Below are 6,416 nucleotides of genomic sequence, written 5' to 3'. Positions count from 1 at the left end.
GCCGTGCCGGTTCTTGGAGAAGGTGGAGTGATCGGGCACCGACCCCTCGAGATCGAGCCGGCAGAACCAGCGATAGGCGAGGTTGAGGTGCACCTCCTCGCACAAGCGGCGCTCCGAGCGTATGCCCATGCAATAGCCAATTAGGAGCATCCGGATCATTAGCTCGGGATCAACCGAAGGCCGCCCGGTCGCGCTGTAGAACGGCTTCAGGTGCTCTCGGATACCCGTCAGATCGACGAACCGGTCGACCGAACGCAGCAGGTGATCCTGCGGCACATGATCCTCGATGCGGAAGCTGTAGAACAGCGCCTCCTGCATCACCGTTCGCTCGCCCATCATCAGCCAATCTCCTGATTACGAAGATCACTGGAGCCGAAGGCGTGCAAAGCACAATCAGCGGTTCGCCCTCTTCGCAAGAGGAGTTTTTCAACAGAATACACCCCAAACCGGACAAACGATTTTCCTACACGACGCGTTTCTGCTCCGCCATTGCAGATGCCGAAACCACCCGCCCATCGCCGCCGTCGTCGTCCGCCGTTCTTCAACCCCGTGCCGCTGCGCACGCGCAGCGACGGGTGGAGCGTTGAGCGGCAATGCGAGTTTCTAGCGCGGCTCTATGTCACCGGGTCGGTAGCTGCTGCAGCGCGCGGCGTGGGGATGTCGCGCATGAGCGCCTATCGCCTGCGCAAGCGTGACGGGGCGCAGGGCTTCGCACATGCCTGGGACCGGGTGCTGGCGCCGCCGGGAACGGGTCATTGTCCGAAGCCGAAACCGGACGGACGGAAGGTTACGAATGCGGAGCTGTTCCGGCGGATGGAAACCGGGCTCGTCCAGCCGGTGATCTACCGCGGGAGGATGGCCGGGATCCGCCGCAAACCCGACGATTCCGCGCTTCTCCGGCTTTTGCGGCGGCACGGAAGGATCGGCTCCTGGCCCGAATTGCAGGGCCTCAGGCGGTGAGGGGAAAGTTTTTATTTTCACCCCGGTCGGCGGTCCACCGATGGTTACAGCCGCTACCCGTCGAGCGCTGCCAGCACCTCATAACCCAGAACCGCCGCCGCGACCGCTGCGTTCAGGCTGTCGGCCCGGCCCTTCATCGGCATGGTGACGCGCAGATCGCATGCCATTTCATATTCTTCGGGCAGGCCGCGGCTTTCATTGCCGACCATGACGAAGCAGGGGGCGGTATAGGGCGCGCCGCGATAGGGCTGTGCATCGCGCAGGCTCGCCGCGACGAGCTGGCCCCCATTCTCTTCGGCGCCTGCGCGCAACCAGGCTTCGAATTCGCTCCACTCCGCCTGGGCGATCCGCTGCGTAAAGACCGCGCCCATGCTGGCGCGCACCGCCTCGACACTGAAGGGGTCGGCACAATCGTCGATCAGGATCAGCCCGCCGGCACCGATGGCATCGCCGGTGCGCAGCATGGTGCCGAGATTGCCGGGATCCCGCAGTGCCTGCGCGACCAGCCAGATGTCGGCACTCGAACGGTCCAGGTTTCCGAGCGAAGTATCGAATTCGGCGAATACTCCTGCGACAGCCTGCGGATTGTCCTTGCCGGTGATCTTGGAAAGGATCTCGGGCGAGGTCTCGATCACCTCGCCGCCGCTGGCCTCGACCGAAGCTTCCAGCGCCGTGAGCAGCGGATGCGGATCGCGCCGGTCGGCGAGCACCAGTGTCTCCGGCACATGGCCGCATTCGCGCGCATCGGTGAGCAGTCGCAGCCCTTCGGCGAGAAACTTGCCCTCACGCTTGCGGTGCTTCTTTTCGCGCAGGGCGCGCAGCGCCTTGACCGAGGGGTTGGAAAAACCGGTGATGACCCGGCGATGTGCAGCCATGTCAGGGCTCCCCGAAGCCGCCCTCGACCATGGCGGACAGTTCGGCCATCACCGCATCGGCATTTTCGCCCTCGACGATGATTTCGATCGTGTCGCCTTTCGCTGCGCCCAGCATCATCAGCCCGAGGATCGAGCCGCCCGCGGCCTCGTTGCTGCCTTTGGCCACCCGTACCCTGCACCCGTTGGGGAGTTCGGCAACCGCGCCCACGAATTTGGCGCTCGCCCGGGCGTGAAGCCCGCGCTGGTTTACAACTTCGACCTGTTTGCGCGCTTCGCTCAACTTGCCTTCCGCGCGCTGTCGAGGTCCTGCCCCAGGAATTCGCTGGCGACGGTTATGTAGTTGCGTCCTGCGGTTTGCGCGGCATGGACGGCATCGACCACGTTCATGCTCTTGCGCGCTCCGGCCAGGCGGATGAGCATCGGCAGGTTGATCCCGGCGATGACTTCGATCCGTCCGGCATCGAGTAGTGAAATCGCGAGGTTCGAGGGCGTGCCCCCGAACAGGTCGGTGAGGATGATGGCACCGTCGCCCGTGTCGACAGTGGAGATCGCATCCGCGATATCCTTGCGCCGCTGTTCCATATCGTCATTGGGGCCGATGCAGATGGTGGCCACACTTTCCTGGCTGCCGACGACATGCTCCATCGCGTCGATGAAGTGTTCGGCCAGTCTGCCATGGGTGACGAGGATCATTCCGATCATGCGTGAAGTGCGTCCGTTGCGCGTTCCGAAGGTTTCAGGCTCTTTAATCAACCATCGCTTGGTTTGCGAATCTCAGCTGCGCTCGAGCGGATCGGCGGGCCGGTTTCTCAGGTTCCGATGTATGACCGTGGGCGAAAATCCAGCCCCGCGCAAGACCTGGGCTGCCCGTTCCGCACTGTAAACCGAACGGTGTCTCCCCCCGGTACACCCGAAGGCAATGTTGAGATAGCCGCGATCCTGCGCTGCGTAGCGGGGCAGCAGATCGAGCAGGGTCTGCGAAATCTGTGAAAAGGCGGGGGCGAAACCGGGATCCTTCTCGATGTGAGCGGCGACGGCAGGATCGAGTCCGGTAAGCTCTCGCAATTCGGGCACCCAGTGCGGGTTGTCGAGAAACCTCATGTCGAACAACAGGTCTGCCAGCGGCGGCATTCCGCGGGCAAAGCCGAAGCTGGAAACAGTCACCGTCATGTTCCCGGCTCCACCCGTCGAAAACCGCTCCCGCAGCACCTGTTGCAACTGATTGGGAGCAAAATCGCCGGTATCGATCAGCAATTCTGCCCAGTTGCGCAGCGGCTCCAGCAATTCGCGTTCAGCCCTGATGCCTCCCGCCACGGTCCGCTCGCGCGCCATTGGGTGCGGACGGCGGGTTTCGTTATAACGACGTTCCAGCTCTTTGTCGGAGCAGTCGATGAAAAGGGTGGTGAGTTCCACGTCGCTTCGGGCACCAAGGGCCTGGCATTGGTCGATGATTTCCGCCGGTACGAAACCACGGGTACGAGAGTCGAATCCGATGGCAATGGGGGATTGCTGCTCCGTTTCGGCATCGACGAGACTGGAGAGCAGGCGAACCGGGAAATTGTCGATCGCTTCCCAGCCGAGATCTTCCAGCGCGTGCAGCGCGGTGGTCTTGCCTGCTCCCGCCATTCCGGTGACCAGCAGGATGCGCTGGATTGATGGCGATTCGGTCACTGTGCCCCTTCTCGGTCGCCGTGTTCGCCATGCGGAACGGCCATACCGTGTTTGCCGAGCGCGAATTCCGCGCGCAGCGCCTGCGTTGCATCCCCGGGGCGGAACAGGAGGACGGGTACACCGACACCGCCCAGCGTCGTCCTGGCGAGTTCCATCGGATAGCGCGGCGCAAGGGTGGTCAGCTGGAGTACCAACGAGATCGGAGCCTCGCAGGTCGGTAGTTCGACGAGGCCCACATTACGCACCTCCAGAAGGCCGCGCGTAGTCTTGGGCGGGCAGGCCAGCGGATGGCCGTCCACCTCGTCGATGATCAGACCGTCGTCGCCGATCAGCGTTGCGCCGCGGTCGATAAGCGCGAGAGCCAGTGACGATTTCCCCGCGCCGGACTCACCGGCGATCAGCAGCGCGCGTCCGTCGATGGCAACCGCCGTGACATTGGGCAGCCTGGTCTTCATCGAGGAGCCGCCGGTAAATCGAGTACGAAACAGGCTCCGCTACGCCCGTCGGGGCGGCCTTCGACGTGAAGCGTGCCTTCATGCGCATCGGCGATTGTACGGCCGATTGCCAGGCCGAGGCCGGAATGGTTGCCGAAATCCTCCCCCTCGGGGCGGTCGGAGTGGAATCGGTGGAACACTTTCTCTCGCTTTTCCTCCGGTATACCCGGACCTTCGTCGCAAATCGTCAGGACGCATCGCCCTTCGCGCCGGACGAGCTGCGCGTCAATAGTGCCACCTGCCGGGGAAAAGGACACCGCATTGTCGAGCAGGTTCTCGATGATCCGCTCCAGGCGGATGCCGACACCGAACACGACATGGGCCTCTCCCTTGGTAGTAATGGTAATCTTGCGACCTTCGTTTTCCCCGCGTTCCTCGCGGCTGGCGACGGTGTTTTGCAGCAATTCAGCCATATCGACCCGTTCGAATTCGGTCCGCGACATTTCAGCGTCGATGCGGCTGGCGTCGGAAATTTCGGTAACCAGCCGGTCGATTCGGCGTACATCGTGCGTAGCGATATCGAGCAGCTGATCGCGCAATTCGGGATCGTCCACTTTGGCCAGCGATTCGGTCGCGCTGCGCAGCGATGCCAGGGGATTCTTGATCTCGTGCGCCACATCCGCAGCGAAGCTTTCGACCGCATCGATCCGGTGGCGCAAGGCGGCGGTCATGTCGGAGACTGCGCGTGCCAGCATGCCGATTTCGTCGCGCCGGTCGGGCAGCCGGGGGACCTCGACCTGCCGGTCGCGCCCCTGGCGCACGCGCACGGCGGCTTGAACCAGTTCGCGGAGCGGGCGCACGATGGTCTGCGCGAGGAAGAAGCTGAGCAGGGTAGAAACCAGCAGGAACAGAAGCACGACCATTGCAACAGTCGTGCGCGCCTCGCGTACCGATTGCGTGATATCGACCGGATTGCGCGTGATTAGCAGCGTATCGCCGTCGAGACCGACCGGGGCGGCGGCATTGATGACATGGGTTCCGTCGGGCGCGTCGCGGAGCACGATCTGGGTGAGGCTTTCCTCGCGTGCGCGCACCAATTCGGGCCAGGCATCGACACTGTCCATCTCAGGCTGGCGATAGTCGGGCAGGGCGGGCGCGCCAACCACTCGGTCGAACCAGCGATCGGTCCGGAGTGCAAAATCGGTCTGGTCGACTTCGGAGGGCTCGGGTAGGTCGAAGCTGGGAGGGGCGAGCTGGAAGCTGTCGGATTCCAGATTGCCTGCGGGGCCATAGACCCGAATTCGCAGCCGCTGCTCCTTGCCGATCTGGATCAGCAGGGCTTCCTGCCGCTGCGGCGTGGCGCCTGCCAGGGCTTCGGCGGTAATCTGCGCCTCGACCAGCGCGAGCTTGAACCGTTCGTCGAGCAATTGCTTGCGATAGCTGTCGAGGTAAAGAACTCCGCCACCCAAGAGCACGAGCGGTAGCACGTTGACGAAGAGGATGCGGCTGGTGAGCGACAGCCGCCCTGACCAGCGCAGCTTTTCAAGCCGCGGATCGCCCCGGAGGACGCTCTTCGCTTTAGCCATCGCTGAAGCTGTAACCCGCGCCATAGAGCGTTTCGATTGCGGAAAACTCGCCATCGACACTCCGGAACTTGCGGCGCATCCGCTTGATGTGACTGTCCACCGTGCGGTCGTCGACGAAGACATCGTCCGGATAGGCGGCGTCCATCAACTGGTTACGGCTCTTGATGACGCCCGGATGCTGGGCCAGCGCTTCCAGCAGGAGGAACTCGGTCACGGTGAGTGAGACCGGCCTGTCATCCCAGGTCACATGGTGACGTGCCGGGTCCATGCGGAGCCGACCGCGCTCGATAACCTCGGCGGGCTTCTCACCCGGCTCGATCGGCATAGGTCGCCGCGCGTCGCTCCGGCGCAGGATGGCGCGGATCCGGGCCAGTAGCAGGCGCAGGCTGAAAGGCTTGGCGATGTAGTCGTCCGCGCCCATCTGCAGGCCCGCTTCCTCGTCCTGTTCATCATCCTTGCTGGTCAAAAAGATGACCGGGAGAGGCGAGTGTTCGCGCAGGCGGCGAAGCAGTTCCATCCCGTCCATCTTGGGCATCTTGATATCGAAGATGGCAAGATCGGGCGGATTGCCCAGCAGGGCGGAAAGTGCGGCTTCACCGTCGGAATAGACACGTGTGGCGTAGCCTTCCGCCTGCAGTGCAATCGATACGGTGGTAAGGATATTGCGGTCGTCGTCGACCAGTGCGATGACCGTGCGATCGTCTTCCTGCGGCGTAGCGCCCTGTCCGGCTTCACTTTCCATAAGTCAGGCGGTTAACGCAGTTCTTCGGGCAAGACAACGCGAACAGGCGTATGGAAAGTGGATTCCATCGCCGTACATTTGACGTTGCTGCAAGCTGGGACTATTGGCGACGGCGAAGGGCGCGCATTCGTATGCGCGGCGATTCCCG

The 6,416-nt window shown here is 63.2% G+C and carries 9 protein-coding genes; 1 reads left to right on the top strand and 8 read right to left on the bottom strand.

The features are described 5' to 3' along the window. Window positions 1-339, bottom strand: a 339-nt coding sequence (locus AC13CE_RS04495) for a transposase (protein WP_482971633.1), incomplete at its 3' end; no start/stop codon positions are given. Window positions 340-495: 156 nt separating this feature from the next. On the opposite strand from AC13CE_RS04495, the gene AC13CE_RS04490 reads away from it, so the two are divergent. Then, entirely contained in the window at window positions 496-960 is a 465-nt protein-coding gene (locus AC13CE_RS04490) for a hypothetical protein (RefSeq protein WP_482971632.1), read from the top strand. Window positions 961-1,013: 53 nt separating this feature from the next. Here AC13CE_RS04490 and AC13CE_RS04485 read toward each other — a convergent pair whose 3' ends face one another. From AC13CE_RS04485 to AC13CE_RS04455, 7 genes are all read right to left on the bottom strand, one after another. Continuing rightward, entirely contained in the window at window positions 1,014-1,835 is an 822-nt protein-coding gene (locus AC13CE_RS04485) for a TrmH family RNA methyltransferase (protein ID WP_482971631.1), read from the bottom strand. 1 nt (window position 1,836) lies between these two features. Beyond that, window positions 1,837-2,115 (bottom strand): HPr family phosphocarrier protein, encoded by a 279-nt coding sequence (locus tag AC13CE_RS04480; RefSeq protein WP_482971630.1) that lies wholly within the window; start codon window positions 2,113-2,115, stop codon window positions 1,837-1,839. Further along, window positions 2,112-2,537, bottom strand: a complete 426-nt coding sequence (locus AC13CE_RS04475) for a PTS sugar transporter subunit IIA (RefSeq protein ID WP_221540417.1) — start codon at window positions 2,535-2,537, stop codon at window positions 2,112-2,114. Before AC13CE_RS04475 ends, AC13CE_RS04480 begins: the two co-directional genes overlap by 4 nt. Window positions 2,538-2,609: 72 nt before the next feature. Further along, window positions 2,610-3,506: an RNase adapter RapZ gene (gene rapZ, locus AC13CE_RS04470; protein WP_482971629.1), complete on the bottom strand. Its 897-nt coding sequence runs from the start codon at window positions 3,504-3,506 to the stop codon at window positions 2,610-2,612. Further along, window positions 3,503-3,961: an HPr kinase/phosphorylase gene (locus tag AC13CE_RS04465; RefSeq protein ID WP_221540388.1), complete on the bottom strand. Its 459-nt coding sequence runs from the start codon at window positions 3,959-3,961 to the stop codon at window positions 3,503-3,505. Before AC13CE_RS04465 ends, rapZ begins: the two co-directional genes overlap by 4 nt. Next, the gene (locus AC13CE_RS04460; RefSeq protein ID WP_482971628.1) at window positions 3,958-5,526 is read right to left on the bottom strand and encodes a sensor histidine kinase; all 1,569 of its coding nucleotides are present in this window, start codon (window positions 5,524-5,526) and stop codon (window positions 3,958-3,960) included. The genes AC13CE_RS04465 and AC13CE_RS04460 overlap by 4 nt, the downstream gene beginning before the upstream one ends. Then, window positions 5,519-6,268, bottom strand: a complete 750-nt coding sequence (locus tag AC13CE_RS04455) for a response regulator transcription factor (protein ID WP_221540385.1) — start codon at window positions 6,266-6,268, stop codon at window positions 5,519-5,521. Before AC13CE_RS04455 ends, AC13CE_RS04460 begins: the two co-directional genes overlap by 8 nt. Window positions 6,269-6,416 lie beyond the last annotated feature (148 nt).

The sequence above is a fragment of the Qipengyuania sp. B-5 genome (assembly GCF_056857815.1).
This window is presented reverse-complemented; position numbering and strand designations above follow the sequence as displayed.

Coding starts and splice junctions, on each gene's coding strand:
- AC13CE_RS04490 (WP_482971632.1), top strand. CDS start 496: ATGCCGAAACCACCCGCCCATCGCCGCCGTCGTCGTCCGCCGTTCTTC.
- AC13CE_RS04485 (WP_482971631.1), bottom strand. CDS start 1,835: ATGGCTGCACATCGCCGGGTCATCACCGGTTTTTCCAACCCCTCGGTC.
- AC13CE_RS04475 (WP_221540417.1), bottom strand. CDS start 2,537: ATGATCGGAATGATCCTCGTCACCCATGGCAGACTGGCCGAACACTTC.
- AC13CE_RS04465 (WP_221540388.1), bottom strand. CDS start 3,961: ATGAAGACCAGGCTGCCCAATGTCACGGCGGTTGCCATCGACGGACGC.
- AC13CE_RS04460 (WP_482971628.1), bottom strand. CDS start 5,526: ATGGCTAAAGCGAAGAGCGTCCTCCGGGGCGATCCGCGGCTTGAAAAG.
- AC13CE_RS04455 (WP_221540385.1), bottom strand. CDS start 6,268: ATGGAAAGTGAAGCCGGACAGGGCGCTACGCCGCAGGAAGACGATCGC.